The 23715-nt window shown below is 70.0% G+C and carries 21 protein-coding genes and 1 tRNA gene; 2 read left to right on the plus strand and 20 right to left on the minus strand.

What is annotated here, in order from left to right; all coding sequences use genetic code 11:
* Positions 1-26: 26 nt before the first annotated feature.
* The 9 genes from hisIE to H4F98_RS08145 are packed head-to-tail and all read right to left on the minus strand — an operon-like array spanning position 27 to position 7433.
* Complete coding sequence (gene hisIE / locus H4F98_RS08105) at positions 27-632, minus strand: bifunctional phosphoribosyl-AMP cyclohydrolase/phosphoribosyl-ATP diphosphatase HisIE (protein ID WP_246372995.1); 606 nt, start codon at positions 630-632, stop codon at positions 27-29.
* Complete coding sequence (gene hisF / locus H4F98_RS08110) at positions 622-1398, minus strand: imidazole glycerol phosphate synthase subunit HisF (protein WP_182686577.1); 777 nt, start codon at positions 1396-1398, stop codon at positions 622-624. Before hisF ends, hisIE begins: the two co-directional genes overlap by 11 nt.
* Positions 1392-2144: a 1-(5-phosphoribosyl)-5-[(5-phosphoribosylamino)methylideneamino]imidazole-4-carboxamide isomerase gene (hisA, locus tag H4F98_RS08115; RefSeq protein WP_182686579.1), complete on the minus strand. Its 753-nt coding sequence runs from the start codon at positions 2142-2144 to the stop codon at positions 1392-1394. The genes hisF and hisA overlap by 7 nt, the downstream gene beginning before the upstream one ends.
* Entirely contained in the window at positions 2141-2740 is a 600-nt protein-coding gene (hisH, locus tag H4F98_RS08120) for an imidazole glycerol phosphate synthase subunit HisH (RefSeq protein ID WP_182686581.1), read from the minus strand. Before hisH ends, hisA begins: the two co-directional genes overlap by 4 nt.
* Positions 2740-3825, minus strand: a complete 1086-nt coding sequence (gene hisB / locus H4F98_RS08125) for a bifunctional histidinol-phosphatase/imidazoleglycerol-phosphate dehydratase HisB (protein WP_182686584.1) — start codon at positions 3823-3825, stop codon at positions 2740-2742. The genes hisH and hisB overlap by 1 nt, the downstream gene beginning before the upstream one ends.
* Complete coding sequence (gene hisC, locus H4F98_RS08130; protein WP_182686586.1) at positions 3822-4907, minus strand: histidinol-phosphate transaminase; 1086 nt, start codon at positions 4905-4907, stop codon at positions 3822-3824. Before hisC ends, hisB begins: the two co-directional genes overlap by 4 nt.
* Positions 4904-6202: a histidinol dehydrogenase gene (hisD, locus tag H4F98_RS08135; RefSeq protein ID WP_182686588.1), complete on the minus strand. Its 1299-nt coding sequence runs from the start codon at positions 6200-6202 to the stop codon at positions 4904-4906. The genes hisC and hisD overlap by 4 nt, the downstream gene beginning before the upstream one ends.
* Entirely contained in the window at positions 6199-7113 is a 915-nt protein-coding gene (hisG, locus tag H4F98_RS08140; RefSeq protein ID WP_182686590.1) for an ATP phosphoribosyltransferase, read from the minus strand. Before hisG ends, hisD begins: the two co-directional genes overlap by 4 nt.
* Positions 7110-7433, minus strand: coding sequence for a YerC/YecD family TrpR-related protein (locus H4F98_RS08145; protein ID WP_182686592.1), 324 nt, complete (start codon positions 7431-7433; stop codon positions 7110-7112). Before H4F98_RS08145 ends, hisG begins: the two co-directional genes overlap by 4 nt.
* Positions 7434-7616: 183 nt before the next feature.
* Here H4F98_RS08145 and H4F98_RS08150 point away from each other — a divergent pair, with 183 nt between their 5' ends.
* The gene (locus H4F98_RS08150; RefSeq protein WP_182686593.1) at positions 7617-9461 is read left to right on the plus strand and encodes a sensor domain-containing diguanylate cyclase; all 1845 of its coding nucleotides are present in this window, start codon (positions 7617-7619) and stop codon (positions 9459-9461) included.
* Positions 9462-9470: 9 nt separating this feature from the next.
* On the opposite strand, the gene H4F98_RS08155 is transcribed toward H4F98_RS08150, so the two are convergent.
* Positions 9471-11366 (minus strand): HAL/PAL/TAL family ammonia-lyase, encoded by a 1896-nt coding sequence (locus tag H4F98_RS08155; RefSeq protein WP_182686595.1) that lies wholly within the window; start codon positions 11364-11366, stop codon positions 9471-9473.
* 156 nt (positions 11367-11522) lie between these two features.
* A complete protein-coding gene (hisS, locus tag H4F98_RS08160; RefSeq protein ID WP_281368135.1) occupies positions 11523-12914 on the minus strand; it encodes a histidine--tRNA ligase in 1392 nt (463 codons plus the stop codon).
* Positions 12915-13083: 169 nt separating this feature from the next.
* On the opposite strand from hisS, the gene H4F98_RS08165 reads away from it, so the two are divergent.
* A tRNA-Pro gene (locus H4F98_RS08165) sits at positions 13084-13160 on the plus strand.
* Positions 13161-13312: 152 nt separating this feature from the next.
* Here H4F98_RS08165 and H4F98_RS08170 read toward each other — a convergent pair.
* From H4F98_RS08170 to H4F98_RS08210, 9 genes are all read right to left on the minus strand, one after another.
* Complete coding sequence (locus H4F98_RS08170; RefSeq protein WP_182686597.1) at positions 13313-14581, minus strand: glutamate-5-semialdehyde dehydrogenase; 1269 nt, start codon at positions 14579-14581, stop codon at positions 13313-13315.
* Positions 14578-15741: a glutamate 5-kinase gene (gene proB / locus H4F98_RS08175; protein ID WP_182686599.1), complete on the minus strand. Its 1164-nt coding sequence runs from the start codon at positions 15739-15741 to the stop codon at positions 14578-14580. The genes H4F98_RS08170 and proB overlap by 4 nt, the downstream gene beginning before the upstream one ends.
* Entirely contained in the window at positions 15738-17027 is a 1290-nt protein-coding gene (gene argH / locus H4F98_RS08180) for an argininosuccinate lyase (protein ID WP_182686601.1), read from the minus strand. Before argH ends, proB begins: the two co-directional genes overlap by 4 nt.
* Positions 17028-17999: an N-acetyl-gamma-glutamyl-phosphate reductase gene (gene argC / locus H4F98_RS08185; protein ID WP_182686603.1), complete on the minus strand. Its 972-nt coding sequence runs from the start codon at positions 17997-17999 to the stop codon at positions 17028-17030.
* A 1-nt stretch (position 18000) separates the two neighbouring features.
* Positions 18001-18639, minus strand: a complete 639-nt coding sequence (locus H4F98_RS08190; RefSeq protein ID WP_246372997.1) for a GNAT family N-acetyltransferase — start codon at positions 18637-18639, stop codon at positions 18001-18003.
* On the minus strand, positions 18636-19994 hold the full coding sequence (locus H4F98_RS08195; RefSeq protein WP_182686605.1) for an acetylglutamate kinase: 1359 nt from the start codon (positions 19992-19994) through the stop codon (positions 18636-18638). Before H4F98_RS08195 ends, H4F98_RS08190 begins: the two co-directional genes overlap by 4 nt.
* Positions 19995-20002: 8 nt before the next feature.
* Positions 20003-21100 (minus strand): acetylornithine deacetylase, encoded by a 1098-nt coding sequence (locus tag H4F98_RS08200; protein ID WP_182686607.1) that lies wholly within the window; start codon positions 21098-21100, stop codon positions 20003-20005.
* A 12-nt stretch (positions 21101-21112) separates the two neighbouring features.
* Positions 21113-22369, minus strand: coding sequence for an argininosuccinate synthase (locus H4F98_RS08205; RefSeq protein WP_182686609.1), 1257 nt, complete (start codon positions 22367-22369; stop codon positions 21113-21115).
* A gap of 76 nt (positions 22370-22445) precedes the next feature.
* A complete protein-coding gene (locus H4F98_RS08210) occupies positions 22446-23459 on the minus strand; it encodes an N-acetylornithine carbamoyltransferase (RefSeq protein ID WP_182686611.1) in 1014 nt (337 codons plus the stop codon).
* Positions 23460-23715: the final 256 nt, after the last annotated feature.

A 23715-nucleotide genomic window follows, 5' to 3' on the forward strand; every position in this document is an offset into this window, starting at 1 on the left:
TTATGCCCGTGCCCGTCCGGTGTCGCTCAACGGATCTGGTGGCGTTGCTTGAGCACGTCGACCACGTCTTCGAGCGACAGCCCGCGCGCATGCAGCAGCACCAGCAGGTGGTAGAGCAGGTCCGCCGATTCGTTGCACAGCGCCGCCTCGTCCTGCACTACCGCGGCGAGCGCGGTCTCCACCGCCTCTTCGCCCACTTTCTGCGCGATCGAGCGCGTGCCCGCCTCGAACAGGCGCGTGGTGTAGCTCGCTTCGGGTCGCTCGAGCTGGCGCCGTACCACCACCTGCTCGAGTTCGCCGAGGAAGTTGCCCGGCGCCTGCCGGAAACAGCTGCGCGTGCCCAGGTGGCAGGTCGGCCCGCGCGGATGGACCAGGGCCAGCAGCGTGTCGTTGTCGCAATCGGCCTCCAGCGACACCAGCTCGAGTACGTTGCCGGACTGCTCGCCCTTCATCCACAGGCGCTGGCGCGTGCGGCTGTAGAAGGTCACCCGGCGGCTCTCGAGCGTCGCGGCCAGGGCCTCGCGGTCCATGTACCCCACCATCAGGACGCGCAGCGTGCTCGCGTCCTGCACCACGACCGGCAACAATCCGGCCTGCTTGTCCCAGTCGAGCGCCCCTGGTTCAGTCAACATGCCGCACCTCGATGCCATTGCGTTGGAGTTCGCGCTTCAATGCCGGGATGGCGATGGCGCCGGTGTGGAACACGCTGGCCGCGAGCGCACCGTCCACGTCGGCCACGCCGAATGCCTCGGCGAAGTGCCCGACCGCGCCCGCGCCACCCGAGGCCACCAGCGGCACGCGGCACAGGCGACGCGCCTGCTGCAGCTGTTCGATGTCGTAGCCCTGGCGGACGCCATCGCTGCCCATGCAGTTGAGCACGATCTCGCCGGCGCCACGTTCCTGCGCCTCGACGATCCAGTCGAGCGTGCGCCGAGGCAGCGCCCGGGTGCGCGACGGGTCGCCGGTGTACTGGCGCACGCGCCACTCGCCGTCGTCGTCGCGCAGGCTGTCGACGCCCACCACCACGCACTGGATGCCGAACTCCGCGGCCAACTCGCCCAGCAGTCCGGGCCGGTCCAGCGCGGGCGTGTTGACCGATATCTTGTCCGCTCCGGCGTGCAGCACGGTCCGCGCGTCCTCGACGCTGCGGATGCCGCCGGCGACGCAGAACGGGATGTCGATCGCGCGCGCAACCCGTTCGACCCAGTCGCGGCCCACGCAGCGCCCTTCGGGACTGGCGGTGATGTCGTAGAAGACCAGCTCGTCGGCACCCTCGTCGCGATAACGCAGCGCCAGTTCGACGATGTCGCCCATGTCCACGTGGTCGCGGAAACGCACGCCCTTGACGACCCGCCCATCGCGGACGTCCAGGCAGGGGATGATGCGCCGGCTCAGCACGCCGGGGCCTCCAGCTCGAGCGCGTCCGCCAGTTCGAAATGGCCCTCGAGCAGGGCCTTGCCCAGGACCGCGCCCGCGCAACCGGACTCGCGCGCGGCCTGGATGTCGGCGAGGTCGCGGATGCCGCCCGACGCCTGCAGGCGCAGGCGCGGGGCCAGTGCGAGCACCTCGCGGTACAGGGCCAGGTTCGGCCCGGCCAGGGTGCCGTCGCGGTCGATGTCGGTGCACAGCAGGTGGCGGATGCCGGCCGTGGAATAGATGCCCAGCAACTCGGCCAGGGTCAGTTCGCTGCGCTCGGTCCAGCCCGCGACGGGCAGGCGCCACTGGCCATCGGCGTCGCGACGCGTGTCCAGCGCGACGGTGAGGCGCTCGGCGCCATGCGCCGTGGCCCACTCGATCACGCGCTGGGGCTCGCGCACCGCCAGCGAGCCGACGACGACGCGGTCGGCGCCGGCGTCCAGGATCGCCTGCACGTCGGCGGCGCGACGCACGCCGCCCCCGGTCTGGACCTTGAGCGAAGTGCAGGCCTTGATCGAGTCGACCAGGGCGGCCAGCCCGAAGCCGCCGTTGCGCGCGGCGTCCAGGTCGACCAGGTGCAGCCATTGCGCGCCCGCCTCGGCGTAGTTCCGTGCCGCCGCGAGCGGCTCGACGGGATAACGGGTCTCGCGGGCGAAGTCGCCCTGGTGCAGGCGCACGACGCGCCCCTCCCGCACGTCGATCGCGGGCAATACGGTGAACGCACTCATGTCGCCTCCAGGGCGATGAAATTCTCGAGGATCCTCGCGCCGACGTCGGCCGAACGCTCGGGGTGGAACTGGGCACCGAAGCATCGACCGCGCCCGACCACCGCCGTGAACGGCTGGCCGTGCGTGCTCGTCGCCAGGCTGTCGGCGCCCACCGGTGCCGCGAAGCCATGCACGAAGTACGCATTCTGCCCGGTCGCCACGCCCTCGAGCAGTGGCGATGCAGCGACGATGTCCAGGGTGTTCCATCCCATGTGCGGGATGCGCAGCCCCTCGCCGCCCTCCATGCGGCGCACCCGGCCGGCGATCCGGCCCAGGCACTGGACATCGCCCTCTTCCGAGGATTCGTACAGCAGTTGCATGCCCAGGCAGATGCCCAGCAAGGGCTGCGACAACGAACGCACCACCTCGACCAGCCCGTGCGCGCGCAAGCGCGCCATCGCCGCGCCGGCCGCGCCGACGCCGGGCAGGATGACCTTGTCGGCGCCGAGGATGGTCCCGGCATCCGCGCTCAGCACCGCGTCCACGCCCAGGCGTTCGAGCGCGTACAGCACCGATCCGATGTTGGCGCCACCCGAATCGATCAGGACCACGCGCATCAGAGCACGCCCTTGGTGCTGGGCAACTCGCTGCCCTCGCGGCGGATCGCCTGGCGCAGTGCGCGCGCGACCACCTTGAAACAGGCCTCGACCTTGTGGTGATCGTTGTCGCCGCGCACCTGCAGGTTGAGGTTGAGCCCGGCGGTCTCGCACAGCGAGCGGAAGAAATGCGGGACCATCTGCACCGAAAGCGCGCCGACGCGTTCGCTGTCGAACCGGCCGTCGAACACGAAGTATGGTCGCCCCGAGAAATCCAGCGCCGCGCTGGCCAGGGTCTCGTCCATCGGCAGGGTGAAGCCGTAGCGCCCGATCCCGCGCTTGTCGCCCAGCGCTTCGCGCAGGGCCTGGCCCAGCGCGAGGGCGCAATCCTCGACGGTATGGTGTTCGTCGATGTGCAGGTCGCCCTCGCATTCCACGCGCAGGGCGAAGCCGCCGTGCTTGCCGACCTGCTCGAGCATGTGGTCGAAGAAGCCGATGCCGGTGCTCGCGTGGGGCTCGGCGACCCGGTCCAGGTCGACTTCGACCTCGATGCGGGTTTCGCGCGTGTCGCGCCGGACGCGGGCGACGCGCGGCGCGTCGGCCAGCGCGTGCGCGATGCCCGGCCAGTCCCACTCGCCGCCGAACTCATCCGTGCGCAGTTGGAAGGCACGGATGCCCATGTTGCGCGCGAAGGCGTTGTCGGTCTCGCGGTCGCCGACCATCGCCGAGCGATCCCAGTCGATCGATCGGTCCTTGAGGTAGTGCATCGCCAGGCCGATGGCCGGCTTGCGCGTGGGCGCGTTGTCCGCGGGGAAACTGCGGTCCACCAGCACCTCTTCGAAGCGGATGCCCTGGCTCTCGAACAGCTGCATCATCAAGCCCTGCGGTCCGTCGAAATCGGCCTGCGGATAGGCGTCGGTGCCAAGCCCGTCCTGGTTGGTGACCATGACGAAGCGATAGCCGGCATCGCGCAGGCGGAGCATGGCCGGAACGACACCCGCGACGAAACGCAGCTTCTCGAAGCGGTCGACCTGGTGGTCGGCCGGCTCCTCGATCAAGGTGCCGTCGCGGTCGACGAACAGCACCGGTGCCTTCGTGCCGCTCATGCGTCCACCTCCGCTTCGAGCGCCGCCACGACGGCGATCACGCGATCGTTCTGCGCCGGGGTGCCGATGCTGATGCGCAAGGCGTCGTCCAGGCCGGCCTGGGCACGCACGTCGCGCACGACGATGCCGGCTTCAAGCAGGGCGCGGAAGGCGCGCCCGGCATCGACCAGCCGCACCAGCAGGAAATTGCCGTCGGAGCGGTAGACCGTACGCACGCCGGGGGCGTCCGCCAACGCGGCGGCCAGCCGTCCACGCTCGGCGACGACGGCCTCGACACGGGCCGAGGTGACGGCGCGGGCGTCGTCGGCCAAGGCCTCGAGCGCGACCTGCGCGCAGGGCGAGGCGATCGGGTACGGCGACTGGCAGCGCTGCAGGACCTCGATGAGCGGCGCGGCGGCCACCACCACGCCGATGCGTGCGGCGGCCAGCGCGTGCGCCTTCGACAGGGTCCGCAACACGGCGATGTTGTCATGCGCGTCGATCAGCCCGATGGCGGACGCTCCGCCGGCGAACTCCACGTAGGCCTCGTCGACCACCACGACGGCCTGGTCGCGCAGGCGCGCGGCCAGCCAGGCGACGCGCTCAAGCGGGAGCGCCGCACCCACCGGGTTGCCAGGCGAGCACAGGAACACCAGGCGTGCGCGCGCGTCACGGCAACGCGCCTCCACGCCGTCGAAGTCGCAGGCGAAGCCCTGTCCGTCGTCGACCAGCGGCGCTTCCACGACCGGCACGCCGTGCAGGCGCGCGCAGACGGCGTACATGCCGAAGGTCGGCGGCGTGACCACGATGGCGTCGCCGCCGGGCCGGCACAAGGCGCGGATCAGCAGGTCGATGGCCTCGTCGCTGCCGCGACCGGCGAGCAGGCGCTCCGGTGCGCAGCCGTACAGACCGGCCAGGGCATCGCGCAGGCCCGGCGGCTGCGGTTCCGGATACCGGCGCAGCACGGCATCGCCGACACCCGCGTTCTCCCATGCCGATTCGTTGGCGTTCAACCAGACATCGCCGGTGATGCGTGCCTTGCGTGCCGACTGGTAGCCGGCGAAGTCGCGCAGGTCCTCGCGCACCAGGTCCATCACGCTCATGCCGCGGCCTCCAGGCGCAGGGTGACGGCGCGGCGATGCGCCTCAAGGCCCTCGGCCGAGGCCAGCTCGGCCGCGCAGGGACCCACCTGGGCCAGGCCCTCGGCCGAGACTTCCTGCACGGTGATCGCCACCTGGAAGCTGGACACGTTGACGCCGCTGCAATAGCGTGCCGCGCCGCTGGTCGGCAGCACGTGGTTGGTGCCGCTGCAATAGTCGCCCAGCGCTTCCGGGGCCCAGTCGCCGAGGAACACCGATCCCGCGCGGCGGACGCGGGGCAGCCAGGCACGCGCGTCGCGCAGGGCCAGGATGAGGTGTTCGGGCGCGTAGCGGTTGCTGATCTCGAACGCCTCGTCCAGGCTGGCCACGCGGACGAGGTGGGAACACGCGAGTGCCTGGCGGGCGATCCCCGCGCGGGGCAACTGCGCGAGTTGCGCACGCACCTGGGCGTCGACCGCGTCGAGCATCGCGTCGTCGTCCGAGAGCAGGATCACCTGGGAATCGGGACCATGCTCGGCCTGCGACAGCAGGTCGGCCGCGACGAAGCCGGGATTCGCCCCTGCATCGGCGATCACCAGCACCTCGGACGGACCGGCGGGCATGTCGATGCCGACCGCGCCGGCACCGGAAGACACCTGGCGCTTGGCTTCGGTGACCCAGCCGTTGCCCGGTCCGAACAGCTTGTCGCAGGCGGGCACGCTGGCCGTCCCGCGGGCCATGGCCGCGATCGCCTGCACGCCTCCGATCCGGTAGACCCGGTCGATGCCACACACGCGGGCGGCGTGCAGCACCGCCGGATCCGCGCGTCCGTCGGCGCGCGGCGGCGTGCACACCACGACCTCTTCGCAGCCCGCGAGCCGCGCGGGAATCCCGAGCATCAGCGCCGTCGACGGCAGCGGCGCCGAGCCGGCCGGCACGTACAGGCCGACGCGGGCGATCGGGCGCAGCATGCGTTCGCAGCGCACGCCGGGCGCGGTATCGAGTGCATAGTCCGCGGCCATGCCCGCGCGGTGGAAGGCCTCGATGCGTGCTGCGGCTTCCTCGATGGCGGTACGAAGCGCGGCGGGCAGCGTCGCCGACGCCTCGTCCATGTCGGCCACGCTGACCCGCGGCTCGTTGAGTACGATGCCGTCGAAGCGCTGCGTGTAATCGCGCACGGCCCGGTCGCCGCGCTCGCGCACGTCGGCCAGGATGGCCGCGACCTGTTCGCTCACGTCGGGGGCGTTCATTTCCGCCGGCCGCGCCAGCAATGCCGCGCGCGCGCCCGCATCGAGGCGGCTCCATTGGACCCGGTTCATGCCAGCATGCCCTCCACCGGCAGCACCAGCAGGCCACGCGCACCGGCACGCTTGAGCTCTTCCAGCCGCTGCCAGGTCACCGCACCGTGGCACAAGGCCTGCAGCGCCAGCCCGTCGCCGCCGTCGATCTGCATGACGGTGGGCGACTCGGCATCCGGCAGCAATGGCAGCAGGCCGGGCACGGCTTCGCGAGAGGCCTGGAACATGAGCAGCTTGCTGTGGCGCATGCGCAGCACCCCATCGAGGCGGCGCAGCAGCAGCTCGGCGAGCGCGGCGCGGCTGTCCTCGAAGGCCTTCACCGGCCCGGCCAGGACCGCCTCGCTCTCGAGCAGGGTGACCGTGGGCTTGAGCTGGTTGGCCGCAAGCGTGGCGCCGCTGGCGACCAGGTCGCAGATCGCGTCGGCCTGCCCCAGCTTGGGCGCGATCTCCACCGAGCCCGACAGTTCGACGACGCCGGCGTCCACACCCTGCGCGTGCAGCCAGTCGCCGAGGATGGCCGGGTAGCTGGTGGCAATCCGCAGTCCGGCCAGTTGTTCCGCCCCGCTCCATTCCCAGCTGTCCGGGATGGCGATCGACAGGCGGCAGCCGCCGAAGCCCAGCGAGCGCCACTCCCGGAACGCCGACGCGCCCTGGTCGCGGCGCAGCGCGATGTCCTGCTCGGCGAGGACGTTGCGGCCGACCACGCCCAGGTCGCAGACGCCATCGCGGATCAGGCCGGGGATGTCGTCGTCGCGGACCAGCAGCAGGTCGATCGGCAGGCTTTCGCCGTAGCAGAACAGGCGGTCGCGGCTCTCGCGCCAGCTCAGGCCGCAGGCGGTCAGCAGCGCTCGCGCTGGATCGGCGAGGCGACCGGACTTCTGGATGGCGATGCGCAGGCGGTCGCGACCGCCCTGTACGGTGGACTGGCTCATGCCGCCGACTCCCGGTTGCTGGACGGTCGGCTGCCTGCCAGCGCCGCGGCATAGCCGCCGGCGCCGCGCTCGAAGGTGCGCGCGACCCGCCCGATCGTGGTCACGCTGACCAGGGTGCGTTCGTGGATCTCCCGGTACGGCACGCCCTCGGCGACCAGCGGGACGACCCGCCAGCGGTCGGTCATGGCCTCGAGTTCGGCGGGGGTGCACAGGTCGACGAGGAACGCCTGCATGGCCTGCGTGGTACGCAGGCCCAGCATGGCCCTCGCCAGCTGGGCGATAGAATCCTCGACCTCGTCGTCGGTGTGTCGGCGCTTCATTGGCGGCTTCTAATGTATTAACGTGCTAATACGTTAAAGAAAACGTACCGGCGAGTCAATAACGGCGTGGGCGTCCCCGTTCAGCGCGCTTCCGCGGCGCGGCCCTGCAGTAGACTGCGCTCGGGATGGCCTGGAGGGACGGCCGGGCACGTCCAACACGAGGAACGCATCCAGGGAGCAGGCATGGGCCGAATACATACCGGGGCCATCGGGCTGCTGTGCACGCTGCTGTGCGTGCTGGCCGGCCTGTGCGCCGCCCTGCCCGCGCAGGCGCGCGACACCCTGTCCCTGGTCCCCGGCGACACTGTCGTGGGCATCAACCCGTACCTGGGCTACCTGCACGATGCCGACGCCCGCATACAGGCCGACGAGGCCGATCGGCTGCAGCGCAACGGCGGCTTCGCGGACGTGCCGCCGGGCAAGAATTCCTTCGGCTTCCAGTCCGGCGCGTACTGGTTCCATGCCCGCGTCCTCAACACCGATGCCGCCACCCCGCGATGGCTGCTCGTGCAGCAGTACGCCCTGAGCGACGACATCGAGATCCATGCCCGCTATCCCGACGGACACTGGGAACGCGCGTCAGGCGGCGACCACCGCCCCTTCCAGTCGCGCGCGATCCGCTACCGGCACCCGAATTTCTGGCTCGAACTGCCCCCGGACACGCCGGTCGACGTCTACGTGAGGATCCAGAGCGAAAGCTCCATGCAGATCCCGCTGGGCCTGTACACGCCGACCGCGTTCGCGGAAGTCTCGCGCGACGCCCAGTTCGCGATCGGCCTGTACTACGGCATCCTCCTCGCCCTGTTCTTCTACAACCTGGTGCTCTGGCTGACCACGCAGGACTCCAGCTACTTCTGGTACGTCTTCCATCTCACCGCCTTCGGGCTGGTGCTGTTCACGCTCAACGGCCTGGGCTTCGAGTACCTGTGGCCGCGCTCGCCTTGGCTGGCCGACAAGTCGGTGCCGCTGTCGATCTGCCTGGCCCAGGTGGGCGTGCAGCAGTTCGCGCGCAAGTTCCTCGACCTCGGCAACCGCTGGAAACGCGGCGACCGCGTGGGCCTGCTGCTGATCGCGGCGTTCGCCCTGCTGGGCATCGCGTCGGCCTTCCTGCCCTACCGGATCTCGGTGCCGATCGCCTCCGCGGGCGTGTTCGTCAGCACCGGCTGGGTGGCGGTGGAGGCGATCATGGTCCTGCGGCGCGGGTATGCCCCGGCGAAGATCTTCCTCGCCGCCTGGGCGGCCTTCCTGGTCGGGACGGCGATGTTCGCCGCGGTGGCCTTCGCGCTGTTGCCCAAGACCTTCGTCACCGAGTACGGCGTGCAGATAGGATCGGCGCTGGAAATGCTGTTGCTGTCGATCGCCCTGGGGCATCGCTACGCATCGCTGCGCAACGAGAACGAGCGGATCATCCGCGACGGCCGGCAGCAGCTGATGCACGAGGTGAAGGCGCGCACGAGCGAACTGCAGAACGCGCTGTCGCAGCTGGGCGATGCGCACGCCCGCCTGCGCGAATCCAGCCAGCGCGACGCCCTGACCGGCCTGTACACGCGCCGCCATTTCCACGAGCGCCTTCCCGCCCTGCTTCAGGAGGCGCGCGCCCAGTCGGCGCCGCTGTCGCTGCTGATGGTCGACCTGGACCACTTCAAGTCGATCAACGACGAGCACGGCCACCTGGCCGGCGACAGTTGCCTGCGCTGGGCCGCGCGCGTGCTGGCCGCCACCCTGCGGCCGGCGCATGCGGTCATGGCCCGTTTCGGCGGCGAGGAGTTCGTCGTCGCGCTGCCGGGCCACGACCTGGAGGCCGCCACCCGGCTGGCGGAAAAGGCGCGCCAGGCCCTCGCGGCCAGTGCATGCGACTCGGCCGACACCCCGCTGCGCATCACCACCAGCATCGGCGTGCACGAAGTGGACCTGGCCAACGACGAGGGCATCGACCAGGCGCTCGAGCGCGCGGACCGCGCCCTCTACCGGGCCAAGTCCGACGGCCGCGACTGCGTCAGGAGCGCGGGCGAGGCATTGCCCGGCTGAGGCCGGCGATCAGGCGTCCAGGCTGCGGGCGGCCGCGAGGACGGTGCCCTCCTCGACCAGGCGCACCGCCATCGCGACCTCGCCATCCATCGCCCGGTCTCGCTCCAGGAACGGGATCGCCTCGCGGATCGCCGCGTGGGCGGCGGCGACCGCGCGCCCCGGGCGGAACTCCTCGGATCCGGCCAGTTCCGCGCGCAGGCCCTCGACCTCGCGCAGGAACGCCCCACGCGCGGCGGCGTCGGTCGCCGGCGGGCCCGCGACCTTCGCGGCGAGGGCGTCGGCATCGCCCCGGCGCGCCAGTTCGCGCGCGGCGTTGATCATGTCCCGGCGCAGGTCCAGCGCCTGCGCGGCGGTGTACAGCTCCAGCCCCAGGACCTTGCCCAGGTCGGCGACCATGGCCAGCACGTGGCGCGCCTCGTTCGCGCCCATCGAGACGTGGTCCTCGGCGTTGGCGCTGGTCGGGATCGAATAGACCGAGGCCGGCATCGCCCGGCTGCACAGGTCGTTGACGATGGCCGCGGCGGTGTACTGCACGATCATGTGGCCCGACTCGGTCGCGTCCTCGTTGCCGATCAGGAAACCCGGCAGGCCGTCGTTGGTGGCCGGGTCGACGAGCTTGTTGAGGCGACGCTCCGAGATGCTGGCCAGCACCGGGATCGCGGCCTTGACGTAGCTCATCGCCAGCGCGAGCGGCATGCCGTGGAAGTGGCCGGCCGAGATCACCTGCTGCTCGACGTGCTCGGCCTCGGCATCCGGGAACACGATGGGGTTGTCGGTCAGCGCATTGAGCTCGACTTCGAGCACGCGCGCGGCCTGTGCCGCGGCATCGCGCACCGCGCCGTGCACCTGCGGGATGCAGCGCAGCGAATAGCTGTCCTGCGGCTGGTGCTTCTTGCCGCCACGGAAGGGCCGGAAGCGGGTGTAGAACTTCTCGCGGCCGTGGCGCTGGTCCAGGGGCACCCAGTCCCAGCCGATGTCGAAGCGCAGCGCCTGCGCGTCCGGCGTGGACCAGCTGCTGGGGAACCATGGCCGGAAGCGCGGCACCAGGTGGTACGGGATGTCCGACAGCGTCGAGCCATCGAGCAGGCGCCGCAGGTTGGACGCGACCTGGACCTGGCCTGGATGCGGCCGCAGCGCATGCACCTCTTCGGCGAACGCGCCGAGCCGGCCCGCGAAGGCATCGATGCTCATCGCCGCGGCCAGGTCGGCGGTATCGAGCAGTTCCTCCAGCCGATGCAGCGAGAGCACCCCGCAGGCAAGCATCTGCGCGGTGCCGTTGTTCAGCGCCAGGCCCTCCTTGTAGGAAAGCGCGACCGGCGCGAGCCCGGCCTGCGCCAGCGCGTCGGCGCCGGCCATGCGCTCGCCTTCGAAGAAGGCTTCGCCGCCCCCGAGCAGGACGATCGCCAGGTGCGACAGCGGGGCCAGGTCGCCCGACGCGCCCACCGAGCCCAGTTGCGGGACCACCGGCACGACGCCGGCATTGAGCATGGCCACCAGCGCCTGCAGCGTCTCGACGCGGATGCCCGAGTGGCCGCGCATGAGGGTGTTGATGCGGATGCACAGCATCGCGCGGACGATCTCGGGGGCGAACGGCTCGCCGACGCAGACCGCGTGGGTCACGATCAGGTTGCGCTGCAGCTCCTCGTGCAGGGTTTCGGCCGAGGCCGCTTCGCCGGGCAGTGCCTCGCGCAGGCGGTGCGCGCCCAGCAGGCGGTCGGCGTTGCTCCCGAAGCCGGTCGAGACGCCGTAGATCGGCTCTTCGCGGCGGACCTGCTCGGCCAGGAAGGCCGCGGCGCGTTCCACGGCCGGCAGCTGCGCGGCGGAGAGTTCGACGTGCGCGCCATACGCCACGTCGACCAGTTGGGCCCGGGACAGCGAACGGCCATCGAGCAGGATCGGCTTCATCTTGCGTGTTCTCCCTGGGTGGCCTGCCACCCTCGCCGGCGATCGCGACCGACCGCCCGCGCTTGCTTGAAAGGCCGCCGGTCCACGCTTGGCCCGGCGGTGGAAGCCCGCCGCATCGGCGCCTGCTGGCAGCGCCGGTGCGCGGGCCGTGTGTCCTCAGCGCCCGGACAGGGCGCGGCTTTGCTCGAGTTCCACGCGCAGGCTGCGCGCCAGTTCCTCGCGGGTGACCTCGAACTGCATCTCGCGCTTGAGGTCCTTGACCGCGACCACGCCGCGCGCGCGCTCGTCGTCGCCCGCGAGCACCACGAAGCGGATGCCCGCGCGCGATGCGTACTGGAACTGCTTGCCGATCTTGCGCGGCTCCATCTGCACCTCGGTGTTGATGCCGCCGGCGCGCAGGTGGCGGGCGATGTCCAGCGCGTCGGCCAGCATGTCGCCGTCCATCAGCGCGACCATGGCCTCGACGGTGCTCTCGGCGACGTCGATCACGCCCGCCTCGCGCAGCTGCCAGAACAGGCGGGTCAGGCCGATCGAGATGCCGACGCCGGGCAGCTTCGACTTCGTGTAATGACTGGCCAGGTCCTCGTAACGGCCGCCCGAGCAGATCGAGCCGATCTGCGGGTAGTCGTCCAGCGTGGTCTCGTAGACGGTGCCGGTGTAGTAGTCCAGGCCGCGGGCGATGGAGAAGTTGAGCGCATAGTGCGACTCGGGCACGCCCAGCGCCCTGACCAGCTCCAGCACTTCGCGCAGCTCGGCCACGCCGTCGCGGATCGCGTCGTTGGCATCGGGCAAGGCGTCCAGGCGCGCCATCGCGTCGGCGTGCGAGCTGGAGCGCACCTCGACGAACGCGAGGATGCGGTCGACCACCCCGGCGGCCAGCGCGAAGCCTTCGCCCTCGAGCGTGGCGCGCACGTGCTCGGCACCGCGCTTGTCCAGCTTGTCGACCTCGCGCAGCACCAGCGCCTGGCGCTCGGCGTCGGCGATGCCCAGCGACTCGAAAAAGCCGCGCATCAGCTTGCGGTTGTTGAGCTGGATGGTGAACTTGCCGATCGCCATTTCCGAGAAGACGGCGTGGATGACGGCGGGCATCTCCGCGTCGAAGCGCACGCTCAGCGCGTCCTTGCCGATCACGTCGATGTCGCACTGGTAGAACTCGCGGAAGCGGCCGCGCTGGGCGCGCTCGCCGCGGTACACGCGCTGCATCTGGTAGCGGCGGAAGGGGAAGGCCAGCTCGTGTTCGTGCTCAGCGACATAGCGTGCCAGGGGCACGGTCAGGTCGAAGCGCAGGGCCTGCTCGGGTCGGCCGCCGTCGGCCTTCTCCAGGGCGCCGGTGGACTGCACGAAATAGACCTGCCGCTCGGTCTCGCCACCGGACTTGGTCAGCAGTATCTCCGACAGCTCCATCACCGGGGTCTCGACCGGCAGGAAGCCGAAGCGCTCGAAATTGCGGCGGATCGTGTCCAGCAGGCGCTGGAAGGCGATCTGCTCGGGGGGCAGCAATTCCATCACCCCGGGCGGGGTGCGGGGCTTGATTGGCTGACTGGCCAAATGCAGGACTCCTGTCGGGGGCTGGCTCGACGTGGCGAGGGTGTCGCGAGGTGCGACGCTAGCCCTGCAGTTTACCGGCTGCGGCCGGCCCGCCCCAAGAACATGAAGGAAATCGCGATGAGCTATTGCCTCGCCCGGGGACGGTGGCTACAATGGCCCGCTCTGCTGTCGGGGTGTAGCTCAGCCTGGTAGAGCGCTACGTTCGGGACGTAGAAGTCGCAGGTTCAAATCCTGTCTCCCCGACCAACGGAATTCATTCCCCAGGAAGCCGGCCTCGCGCCGGCTTCCTGCGTTCCGGCCCCCGGATCCGGCGTACACGCCCGCCCCTCCCATGCGAAAACGGCCCGCCCGCGCGATGCGGGTCAGGCCGTCGGGTCACCGCGGCGCGGGTCGCCTCGTCAGGCCACCCGCGACTCCGGGTGGCGCACCTGGCCGTCGCCACGGACCACGTAGCGTTCGATCGTCAGCGACTCCACGCCCATCGGCCCGTAGGCATGCAGGCGCGTGGTCGAGATGCCGATCTCCGCGCCCAGTCCCAGCGCGCCGCCGTCGTTGAAGCGGGACGAGGCATTCACCATCACCGCCGAACTGCGCGTACCGCGCACGAACGCCTCGGCCGCGGCCGGGTCTTCGGTGACGATGACCTCGGTGTGGTCCGAACCATGCCGATCGATCTGGGCGAGCGCGCCGTCGAGGTCGTCGACGACCTGCATCGACACCACCAGGTCGAGGAACTCGGCGCCATGGTCGGCCTCTTCGGCCGGCACCACGCCTTCGGCCGCGGCCACCGTGCGCGCGCAGCCGCGGACTTCCACGCCCTTGCCCTGGAGGGTGGACACCAGCCGCGGCAGCAGGCCGTCGACCAGGTCCTGGTGGACGAGGATGCCTTCGAGCGCGTTGCACACGCCCGGGCGGCTGGTCTTGCCGTCCACCGCCAGGTCGATGGCCTTGGCCGGATCGGCGGCACGGTCCACGTACAGGTGGCAGACGCCCTTGTAGTGTTTGATGACGGGAACGCGCGCGTGCTCGGCGACGAAACGGATCAGGCCTTCGCCGCCGCGGGGGATGGCCAGGTCGACCAGGTCCGACAACTGGATCAGTTCCATCACGTGCTCCCGCGCCGTGTCGGTGATCAGCGATACGGCGGCTTCGGGCAGCCCCTTCTCGCGCAGCGCGGCATGCAGGCAGCCGGCGATCGCGGCGTTGCTGGAACGCGCTTCGGAACCGCCGCGCAGCAACACGGCATTGCCCGCCTTCAGGCACAGTGCGGCGGCATCGGCCGTCACGTTGGGCCGGGCTTCGTAGATCATCGCCACCAGGCCCAGCGGAAGCCGCTGGCGTTCGATCACCAGACCGTTTTCATGGGTCTGGCTGCGGGTCACCTGCCCCACGGGATCCTCCTGGGCAGCGACTTCGCGCAGGGCATTGGCGATGCCAGCCACGCGCGCTTCATCGAGCTTCAGGCGGTCGAGCATGGCGCCCTTGACGCCGTTCTCGTGCGCACGCGCCATGTCCTCGGCGTTCGCCGCCAGGATCGCGTCGCTGCGCGCATCGAGTTCCGACGCCATGCGCTCGATCAGGGCCCGTCGCCCCGCGCCGTCCAGGGCGGCGATGGCGTGCTGGGCCGTGCGGGCCTTTTCGGCCAGGTCTCGGACGTATCCGCTCATGCATTCTCCTCGGTGTTGAGCAGAACGAGGTCGTCGCGGTGGATCACGGACTCACCGAAGGTGAAGCCCAGCACGGCTTCGATCTCGTTGCTGTGGCGGCGCACGATGCGCCGCATGTCGGCGGCGCCGTATTGCGCCAGGCCGCGCGCCAACGCCGGCCCGTGGGGCTGTTCGTTGACGACTTCGATGACGTCGCCGCGGCGGAATTCGCCTTCCACGCGGACCACGCCGCCGGGCAACAGGGAGGCGCCGCGCCGGTGCAGGGCGGCGGCCGCGCCGCCGTCGACCATCAGGCTGCCGCAGGACGGCGCGTGGCGCAGCCACTGCTTGCGCGCGGTCAGCGGATCGGACTCGGCCATCAGCAGGGTGCCATGCAGGCGCCCGTCCGACAGGGCCCGGATGACATCGGCATCGCGCCCGCAGAACAGCACCGTGGGAATGCCGGCGGTCGAGGCCTTGGACGCGGCCTCGAGCTTGGTCAGCATGCCGCCGGTGCCCAGCTCGCCGGGATCGCCGGAGGCCGCGAGCAGCAGTTCGTCGGTGACCCGGTCGACCTTCAGGATCGGCGCCGCCGACGGCTCGTACTTGGGGTGCGCGGTGTAGAGCCCGCCGATGTCGGTCGCGATCATCAGCAGGTCGGCATCGACCAGCGAGGCCACCGCGGCGGCGATGTTGTCGTTGTCGCCCAGGCGCAGCTTGTCGATCGCGACGGTGTCGTTCTCGTTGACGATCGGCAGCGCGCCCACGCGCAGCAGCTCGCGCAGGGTGTTGCGCGCGTTGAGGTAGCGACGCCGGTTGAGCATGTCGTCGTGGCTCAACAGCACCTGGGCGGCGGGAATGCCGGTCAGGCGCTGCCAGAACGACACCAGCGTGGCCTGGCCGAGCGCAGCCAGGGCCTGGCGCTGGACGGGGCCGCTGTTGGTGGATTCGATGCGGCGGCGGCCGGCGGCGACCGCACCCGAGGACACCAGCACCACTTCGCGGCCCTGCGAGCGCGCCTCGATGATGAAACGTGCGAGCACCGCCGCGTAGCGGGGATCCAGCCCGTCCTCGCTGGGCAGTTTGTCCGTGCCGGCGAGCAGGCTGCTGCCGACCTTCAGGACCGCGCGCTTCCAGTTCGGCAGCGGTTGCGCGGCGAATACCGTCTGTTCCGCGCTCATCGCAAGGCCTCCAGGCGCTGCTTCAGGCTATCCAGGCGCAACGCGCCGGCGGCGCCCGGCGACACGCGGTCGTCCAGGCTGCGTTCGGGGTCGCCCTCGGCCCAGCGCGCCGGGTCGGCGGCTTCCCGGTAGGCCTCGCGGAACGGCATGCCGTCGCGCGCCAGCGACACCGCCAGGTCGGTCGCGTACATCGATGGCTCCAGCGCGTCGCGCATGCGCGCGGGCTGCCACTCCAGGTTGCGCAACAGGTCCGGCAGCAGGGCCAGCGCGCCCAGGCCGCGGCCGAAGGCGTGGAAGATCGCGCCCTTGGAGAACTGCAGGTCGCGGTGGTAGCCCGAGGGCAGCGACAGCAGCTGCTCGATCTCGGTGCGCGCCGCCGCCGCGGCGGCATAGCTCGCGCGCATCAGCTCGATCACGTCCGGGTTGCGCTTGTTGGGCATGATCGAGCTGCCGGTCGTGTATTGCGAGGGCAATTGCACGAACCCGTATTCGGCGCTGGTGAACAGGCTCAGGTCCCAGGCCAGACGGCGCACGTCGAGCAGCGCCGAGCACAGGGCCTCGATCGCGGCCATCTCGAACTTGCCTCGCGACAATTGCGCGTAGGTCGCCGACACCTGCAGGCGGCCGAAGCCCAGTGCGGCGGTGGTGTGGTCGCGATCCAGCGGCAGGTTGACGCCGTAGCCCGCGGCGCTGCCAAGGGGGTTGGCATCGACCCACTCGCGCGTCTGCGCGGCGCGCACGGCGTTGTCGATGAAGCCCTCGGCCCAGGCGCTCCACCACATGCCCAGCGAGGAGACCACCGCCCGCTGCAGGTGCGTGTAGCCCGGCAGCGGCACGCCCTGCTCCACCTCGGCCCGCGCCAGCGCGACCTCGGCGCATTCGCGCGAAAGCGCCGCCACTTCCGACAGCTTTTCCTTCAGCCACAAACGCGTGGCGACCAGCACCTGGTCGTTGCGGCTGCGCCCGGTGTGGATCTTCTTGCCGGTGTCGCCGAGGCGTTCGACCAGGCGCGCCTCGATCGCCGAGTGGCCGTCTTCGTGCCTATCGTCGAGGACGAAGCGCCCGGCGCGGAAATCATCGGCCAGTTCCTCCATCTCGGCGCAGAGGCGTTCGAGTTCGTCGGCGCCCAGGATGCCGATGCGTTGCAGGCCTTCGGCATGCGCGCGACTGGCCTGGATGTCGAACAGGAAGAATTCGCGATCGAGGACAACGTCCTCGCCGGCAAGGAATGCCTGGATGCGCGCGTCGACCTTGACGCCCGGCTTCTGCCACAGCAGTGGACTCATTCAGCAGTTCTCCAACACGGGGATGCCCGTCATTTCGTCCAGCCCGAAGGCCAGGTTGAGGTTCTGCAACGCCTGGGTCGCCGCGCCCTTGAGCAGGTTGTCCTCGGTGGCGACCACCACCAGGCGACGACCGTCCGCGGACACCGCGAAGCCGCCGATGTCGACATGGTGCCGCTGCGCGATCGCGCTGACCCACGGGGCTTCGTCGACCACGCGCACGAGCGGCTCGCCTGCATAACGCTGGCGATAGCGCGTCATCACATCATCCCGCTCGACCGGTGCGGCCAGCGGCAGGTTGGCCGTGATCGTCAGGCCCCTGAAATGCGGTGCTACATGTGGAAGGAAGTGGATCGGGTGATCCAACTGTCTGGAAACCTCGCGTTCGTGGACATGCCCCGTCAATGCGTAGGGCATCAGGTTGTTGCGTAAGGCGTCGGGATCGTTCTTGTCCGACGGCGTGGTGCCTGCGCCCGAATAACCGGAGACACCGAAGCACTGCACCGGCCCGTCGAGATCCGCGAGCATCGGCGCCACGGACAGTTGCATCGCCGTGGCATAGCAGCCCGGATTGCTGATCCTGCGCTGGCCGGTGTAGCGGCCACGGGTCAATTCCGGAAGCCCATAATACCAGCTTTCGTCGAACCGATAATCCGCGGACAGGTCGATGATGACCGGATCGACGGCGATGCCGCGTGAAATCGCGTCGTCGAATGCGTCCACGCACAGCTTCGCCTTGCCGTTGGGCAAGGCCAGCACCACCGCGTCCGCGCCGAGCGCGGGCAAGGCCTCGTGCGAGGGCGACGAGTAGCGCAGGTCGCCCGCGTAGCTGTCGATGTGCGCGGCGACGGGTTGGCCGTCGAGTTCGCGCGATGACACGTACGCCAGTTCGAACGCGGGGTGCGCCGCGATCAGGCGGATCAGCTCCGCGCCCACGTAACCGCGCGCCCCGACGATGCCGACGGTGATGCCCATCTCAGCGCCCTCCCATGGCGGCATGCCGTGCCAGCCTCGCGGCCAGGTGCCGCTTCACCGCGGGCCATTCGGATTCGATGATCGAGAACACGACGGTATCGCGGTAGCTGCCGTCGGCCAGCCGCTGGTGGTTGCGCAGGACGCCGTCCTGCTTCGCGCCGAGGCGCGCGATCGCCTCGCGCGAGCGCTGGTTGAACCAATGCGTGCGGAACTCCACCGCGATGCATCGCCACGCCTCGAAGGCGTGGGCCAGCATCAGCGCCTTCGTCGCGGTATTGGTCGACGTGCGCTGGGCGCGGGCGGCATACCAGGTGTAGCCGATCTCGACGCGCCGGTTGCCGGCATCGATGTTGCAGTAGCTGGTCTGGCCGAGGACGCGGCCGTCATCCCGGCCGACGACGACGTAGGGCAGCTGCTGGCCCCGTGCCCGACGCTGCAGGCAGCCCTCCACGTGCGCGGCCATCGCGTCCGGGTGCGGCACGCCGGTGTACCACAGCTCCCACAGGCGGCCGTCCGCGCAGGCGTCGGCGAGGCCGTCGGCGTGGTGGGACTGCATCGGTTCCAGGCGGATGCCCCCGCCTTCCAGCACCGGCGCTTCGTGCATGTGGGCGGGCACGTGGGGGGGCACGTTCGCGGTCATGCCTGCGCTCCCGCCGCCGGCCGGTCGTGCAGGGTCACCGGGCGCGTCGCGCAGTGCGCCACGCAGCGGCCGATCGCCTCGAAGCCGTCCATGCCGTACCAGAACACGCGCCACTTGCCCTGCCGCAGGCACCCGTCGGATTCGGAATGGTAGAAGGCGTTGACCGGATTGCCGTTGCGCGAGCGCCAGAACAGGCTCGGGTTCTGCTCGTGCATGACCTGCCAGACCGCGCGGCCGAGGCCCTCGCCCTGCGCATCGTCGAGCACGGCGAACTTGTCGAGGTAGGTCCCGGCATCCTCGGCGGTCAGGATCACCGCGGCGCGGTAGTTCTCGCTGACGTAGGCCCGGTGGAGGCGCGTGGTCTCGAAGTAATCGGGCACCAGCTCGCGACCGAAGGCCGACTCGATCAGGCCGCGCAGGCGCGGCAGGTCCAGCTCGTCCCAGCGCGAGACCTGCAGGACGCGCTCGCCGCGTCGCACCAGGGTGCCCGAACCCTTGTGGGTGAACAGTTCCTTCGCCAGTTCGGACGGCTTGGTGATCGAGACCGAGGAGGTCAGCGGCAGCGAGTCGAGCAGGTCCTTGATCTGCTCGATCTTCACCTTCATGCCGCCGTTGACCCAGGGCTGGGCGAGAAGGTGTTCGTACTCGGTGGTGAGGTTGATCGAATCGATCACCTTGCCGCGCTCGTTGAGCAGCCCCCCGGTGCCGGTCAGGAAGACGATCTTGTAGGGCTGGAGCATCTGCACCAGCTCGTTGGCGGCGAAGTCGGCGTTGACGTTGAGGATCTGCCCGCCGGCGGTCTCGCCCAGGCTGGCGATGACCGGGATCGAACCGGCCTTCAGGCTGGCCTCGATCGGCGCGAGGTCGACGCGCTTGACCTGGCCGACCATGCCGTAGGTGTCGCGGTCAAGGTACTCGGCCTCGAACACGCCCGACACGATCGACGTGGCGCGCGCGTCGAAGGCCTGCAGCGCTTCGACCAGCTTCAGGTTCTGGGCATGGAACACGCGGCGCACGATCGCCAGGGCCTCCGGCGAGGTGACCCGCAGGCCGTCGACGGTATGCTTCTCGATGCCCGCCGCGGCGAGTTCGCCATCGAGCTGGGGCCCCGCGCCATGGATGACGATGGGCGTCAGGCCGACGTCCTGCAGGAAGGCCAGCGACGAGGTGAGCGCGTCGAGGTCGTCGCGCAGGACCGCGCCGCCGACCTTGACCACGGCGAAGCGCTTGGCGTCGAGCTGCGAGAAGCGCTTGAGGTACTGCGAGATCTCCTTCGCGCTCGCCATGCTGGACAGCAGGCGGACGATGGTCTGCCGGGTCTGGATGTCGCGGCTGTCTTCGCGGATGTCGTTCATGGCGATGTTCAAGTCGGTCGCCCGGTATCGAGGATGCGGATGATGGATTCGGTGTAGCGCTGGAGCTGCCGCAGTTCGACCCACTCGTCGGCCGTGTGCGCCTGCGCGATGTCGCCCGGGCCGTACACGAATGCCGTCAGCCCCGCCTGCGAGAACAGCGAGGCTTCGGTCCAGAAGTCGACCGCGTTGCCGATCGGCAGGCCCAGCTCGTCGGCGAGGTCGCGTGCGTCCAGGCGCTTGCGCTCGGCATCGGCGACATCGCCGCCCGGCAACGAAGGACCGCGGAAGGTCTCCTCGTAGTGCGCCAGCGCATCGGCCCCGGCGAGACCGCGGAAGGTGTCGTGCAGACCATCGATGGACATCGACGGCAAGGGGCGGAAGCCGAAGCGCAGCTCGGCGCTGGGCGCGATCATGTTGGCCTTGATCCCCCCCTCGACCCGGCCGATGTTGAAGCGCAGCCCGGTCAGGCCGCCAAAACGCTGGTGGGCCTGCGCCTCGACGAGGTCGAGCGCGCGGCCGCCCCAGCGCATGGCCTGGTGCAGGGCGCTGGCCTGCATGGCGTTCGCCCCCGAGGCATGCCCGGCCACGCCCTTGAATTTCATCAGCACCGAACTGATGCCCCGGTGCGCCAGCACGGCCTCGCAACCGGTGGGCTCGGCGATGATCGCTTCGCGGAAGCCGTGGTCGCGCGCGAGGAAGGCGGCGATGCAACGCGGATCGTTCGCCTCCTCGTCGGTGCTGAAGAGGAACGCGGCGTCGCCTTCCGTCACCGAGGCCGCGGTCAGCAGGCCGGCCGCGGCACCCTTGATGTCGCAGGCGCCGAGGCCGATCGCGCGGTCACCGTCCACCCGCAGCACGTGCGGGTCGGCCGACCACGCCTCCGAAGACGGCACGGTGTCGAGGTGGACGTTGAACACGCGGGTGGGCGCGCCGCGCACGGCGAGCATGGACACCGCCCCGGCGCCATGGTCGACGACCTCGATGTCGAAGCCGTCCAGCTGCGCGCGCAGGTAGTCGAAGATGCCGCCGGTGCCGATCTCGCGCGGGGGGTTGCGCGTATCGAACCCGACCAGGGCTTCCAGGTGCTTGAGGGTCTTGGCCAGCACGTCGTCGCGTCCTCAGTCCTGCGCGGGGCCGCGGTTGATCTCGGCCCACAGCGTGCTGCTCATGCCGAACAGCTTGATGAAGCCCTCGGCCTCGGCCACGCCCCAGTCCGCGGCCTGGGCGTAGGTCGCGCCCTTGGCGTTGAGGATGTTCGGCGAGTCGATCGCGACCGCGTTGACGATGCCGCCGGTGGTTTCCAGCGTCACCTCGCCGTTGACCGTGGACTGGCTGGACGCGAGGAAGGCCTCCAGGTCGGTCTTGAGCGGATCATGGAAGAAGCCCTCGTAGACCAGCTCGACCCACTTGCGCGCGACGTCGGGCTTGAAGCGGTTCTGCTGCTTGCTCAGCACCGCTTCTTCCAGCGCACGATGCGCGGTCAGCAGCGCGAACAGGCCCGGCGCCTCGTACACGATGCGGCCCTTCAGGCCGATGGTGGTGTCGCCGGTGTACAGCCCGCGGCCCACGCCGTAGGCCGCGAACAGGCCATTGAGGCGCGCCAGCATCGCGTGGCCCGCGATCGCCTCGCCATCGAGCGCGACGGCTTCGCCGTTCTCGAAGCGGATCTTCACCCGCAATGCCTCGGCGGGCCACTCGGCGCGCGGCTTGCACCAGCCGCGCGCGCCCTCGCCCGGCGCCTGCCAGCGGTCGATCTCGCCGCCGGAGAGCGTCACGCCGAGGAGGTTCTCGTTGATGGTGTAGGCCTTCTGCTTGGCGCGCACGCCGAAGCCGCGCTCTTCCAGGTAGGCCTGCTCGTAGGCGCGGACCTCGGTGTGTTCCTTCTGGATCTCGCGGATCGGGGCGATGATCTCGTAGTCGCCCAGCGCCTTGACCGCCAGGTCGAAGCGAACCTGGTCGTTGCCCATGCCGGTGCAGCCGTGCGCGATCGCACGCGTGCCCAGTTCCCGGCAACGCTCCAACGCCGCCTCGACGATCAGGTAGCGGTCCGACACCAGCAAGGGGTACTGGCCCTGGTAGCCCTCGCCCGCCCACACGAAGGGCTTGACGAAGCCCGACCAGATCGCAGGACCGCCGTCGACGGTGACGTGCGAGGCCACGCCCAGCTCGGCCGCACGCTGCTCGATGAACGCACGCTCCTCGGCATCGACGCCGCCGGTGTCGGCGAACACAGTATGGACCTTCCAGCCGCGCTCCTGCAGGTACGGCACGCAGAAACTGGTGTCCAGGCCGCCGGAGAAAGCGAGGACGATGTCGTTGGCGCCGTGATTCGGGATTCGGGATTCGGGATTGGCGGGAGCGGTTTGCTGCGGCATGGGAGCGTCCAGGAATTTCGGAATGGAGGGATCAGTTCAAAGCGGAGGGCGTGGTCGGAGGGTCACGAAGCAACGATCACGAATCACCACCCCCCACCAGCGCGGCCATCACCGCCTTCTGCACGTGCAGGCGGTTCTCGGCCTCGTCGATGGCGATGCAGTTCGGGGAATCCATCACCGCGTCGGTCGCCTTGACGTTGCGGCGCAGCGGCAGGCAGTGCGAGAACACGCCGTTGTTGGTCAGCGCCATCTTGGCTTCATCGACGATGAAGTGCTTGTACTGGTCGCGGATGGGCTTTTCCGGCGCCCAGTTGCCGAAATACGGCAGTGCGCCCCAGCTCTTGGCATAAACGACGTCGGCGCCGGCATAGGCCGACTCGATGTCGTGGCTGACCTGCAGCGATCCGCCCGATTCGGCGACATTCGTGGCGGCCCAGTCCATGTAGCGCTCGTCGAGCACGTACTCGGGGGTGGGACACAGCAATGTCACGTCCATGCCCATGCGGGTGGCGATGGTCAGCGCCGAATTGGCCACCGCCGTATTGAGCGGCTTGGGGTGGTAAGTCCATGTGAGGACGTACTTCCTGCCGCGCAGGTCGTCGGTGCCGAAGTGCTCGCGCAGCGCCAACGCGTGCGCCAGCTCCTGGCAGGGATGGGTGATCGTCTCCATGTTGATCACCGGCACGGGCGAGTACTTGGCGAAACTCTTGAGGACGAGGTCCTCGCGGTCGCAGGCCCAGTCGACGAACTTCGGGAAGGCGCGCACGCCGATCAGGTCGACGTAGCGGCCGAGCACGCGGGCGACCTCCGCGATGTGTTCCTCGGTGTCGCCGTCCATCACCGTGCCGAGGTTGAACTCGATCGGCCAAGCGTCCTTGCCCGGCTGCAGCACCACCGCGTGGCCACCGAGCTGGAACGCGCCGAGCTCGAAGCTGGTCCGCGTGCGCATCGAGGGATTGAAGAACACCAGGGCGATCGAGCGGCCCTTGAGCTGCGCGCCCAGCTTGCTGCGCTTGAACCCGGCCGCCTGCACCAGCAGCGCGTCGAGGTCCGGGCGGGACCAGTCCTGGGTATTCAGAAAGTGCTTCATCGCGAGTTCCAGATGGGGGCGCCAGGCCGGCGCCGGTCGGAGGTTTGCCGGGCCAGAAAGCAGAAAAGCCCAGCGGTCAGGCTGGGCTTTTCTTGTGTCACCCGTTCGGGGGGCGACTCCAGAAACAGGCGATGACGCCTACCCAGCCAGTGTTGGCGGGTACGGTCGGCGCGCGCGCGAGGTCATGCCCGCCGCCATCCAGGCGGAGGTCAGAACGTCGGCGTCGGCGTAGTGGCGGCTCATCAGGACGCGAATG

This window comes from Marilutibacter spongiae, assembly GCF_014145325.1.
Taxonomy (GTDB): Bacteria; Pseudomonadota; Gammaproteobacteria; order Xanthomonadales; family Xanthomonadaceae; genus Marilutibacter; species Marilutibacter spongiae.

Excerpts from the sequence above, each read along its gene's own strand:
- hisIE (WP_246372995.1), bottom strand. The coding sequence starts at position 632 with ATGTTGACTGAACCAGGGGCGCTCGACTGGGACAAGCAGGCCGGATTG.
- hisA (WP_182686579.1), bottom strand. The coding sequence starts at position 2,144 with ATGAGTGCGTTCACCGTATTGCCCGCGATCGACGTGCGGGAGGGGCGC.
- hisH (WP_182686581.1), bottom strand. The coding sequence starts at position 2,740 with ATGCGCGTGGTCCTGATCGATTCGGGTGGCGCCAACATCGGATCGGTG.
- hisB (WP_182686584.1), bottom strand. The coding sequence starts at position 3,825 with ATGAGCGGCACGAAGGCACCGGTGCTGTTCGTCGACCGCGACGGCACC.
- hisC (WP_182686586.1), bottom strand. The coding sequence starts at position 4,907 with ATGAGCGTGATGGACCTGGTGCGCGAGGACCTGCGCGACTTCGCCGGC.
- hisD (WP_182686588.1), bottom strand. The coding sequence starts at position 6,202 with ATGAACCGGGTCCAATGGAGCCGCCTCGATGCGGGCGCGCGCGCGGCA.
- hisG (WP_182686590.1), bottom strand. The coding sequence starts at position 7,113 with ATGAGCCAGTCCACCGTACAGGGCGGTCGCGACCGCCTGCGCATCGCC.
- H4F98_RS08145 (WP_182686592.1), bottom strand. The coding sequence starts at position 7,433 with ATGAAGCGCCGACACACCGACGACGAGGTCGAGGATTCTATCGCCCAG.
- H4F98_RS08150 (WP_182686593.1), top strand. The coding sequence starts at position 7,617 with ATGGGCCGAATACATACCGGGGCCATCGGGCTGCTGTGCACGCTGCTG.
- H4F98_RS08155 (WP_182686595.1), bottom strand. The coding sequence starts at position 11,366 with ATGAAGCCGATCCTGCTCGATGGCCGTTCGCTGTCCCGGGCCCAACTG.
- H4F98_RS08170 (WP_182686597.1), bottom strand. The coding sequence starts at position 14,581 with ATGAGCGGATACGTCCGAGACCTGGCCGAAAAGGCCCGCACGGCCCAG.
- proB (WP_182686599.1), bottom strand. The coding sequence starts at position 15,741 with ATGAGCGCGGAACAGACGGTATTCGCCGCGCAACCGCTGCCGAACTGG.
- argH (WP_182686601.1), bottom strand. The coding sequence starts at position 17,027 with ATGAGTCCACTGCTGTGGCAGAAGCCGGGCGTCAAGGTCGACGCGCGC.
- argC (WP_182686603.1), bottom strand. The coding sequence starts at position 17,999 with ATGGGCATCACCGTCGGCATCGTCGGGGCGCGCGGTTACGTGGGCGCG.
- H4F98_RS08190 (WP_246372997.1), bottom strand. The coding sequence starts at position 18,639 with ATGACCGCGAACGTGCCCCCCCACGTGCCCGCCCACATGCACGAAGCG.
- H4F98_RS08195 (WP_182686605.1), bottom strand. The coding sequence starts at position 19,994 with ATGAACGACATCCGCGAAGACAGCCGCGACATCCAGACCCGGCAGACC.
- H4F98_RS08205 (WP_182686609.1), bottom strand. The coding sequence starts at position 22,369 with ATGCCGCAGCAAACCGCTCCCGCCAATCCCGAATCCCGAATCCCGAAT.
- H4F98_RS08210 (WP_182686611.1), bottom strand. The coding sequence starts at position 23,459 with ATGAAGCACTTTCTGAATACCCAGGACTGGTCCCGCCCGGACCTCGAC.